General features: G+C 58.7%; 1 pseudogene. It reads right to left on the bottom strand.

The annotated features are described in order from the left end of the window. A pseudogene (locus HP499_RS24720) lies at positions 1-542 on the bottom strand (hypothetical protein); the annotation flags it as partial. Positions 543-705 lie beyond the last annotated feature (163 nt).

The following is a 705-nucleotide window of genomic DNA, read 5'->3' as shown; positions in this document are numbered from 1 at the left end:
GTGGAGTGATCGTCGGTGTACTCCAGGTCCACCTCGTTGTCCTTGATGATGGTGGAGTTCTCGATGTTCGTGTACTCCACGTCGCCGACTTCCAGTTCGGTCTCGTTGTTGTAGGAGTCTTTGTTGAACGAATCGTTGTTGGTGGTGTTGTTGGTGGTCTGCGAATTGTCCACCGAGTTGTCCTCGTTGAACGAGTCATTGAACTCCGCGTCGATGTCCACGTCCACATCGGTGTTGTAGGAGTCCTTGGTCACCGAGTTGTCCGAGTAGTCGTTGCCAATGGAGATGTCGTTATTGCCCCTGGCGTCCACAGTGACCGAGTTATCGGTCGAGTGATCGTCCGTGTTGGTGGTGGTGGTGGTCGTGTTGCCGGCGTTGCTGACGTCCTCGCCTGCCGCAATGGCGCCGTCACCTGAGGCAACCACGGCGTCCTGGTTGAAGAGTTGCGTGACATCCCCGTCAGCCCAGATGTTCTGGTTGACTGATTGATCGGTGATGGTGTCGCGGTCGTCGATGGTGGTGGTGTAGGAGTAGTTGTTCACTACATGGACCAGCTGCTGAACGGCGTGGGCGTGGTCATCATGGTCGTCGTGGCCACCGCCACCGCCGCCACCACCGTGGCCGTGGCCGTCATCGTCATCATGGCCATCCCAGCCACCGCCACCACCGTGGCCGTGGTCGTCGTCGTCGTCGTGACCATCCCAG

It is taken from the genome of Paenarthrobacter sp. CM16 (genome assembly GCF_013179505.1).
Classification (GTDB): domain Bacteria; phylum Actinomycetota; class Actinomycetes; order Actinomycetales; family Micrococcaceae; genus Arthrobacter.
The sequence above is the reverse complement of the archived record's forward strand: the minus strand, read 5'-3'. Positions and strand labels throughout refer to the sequence as shown.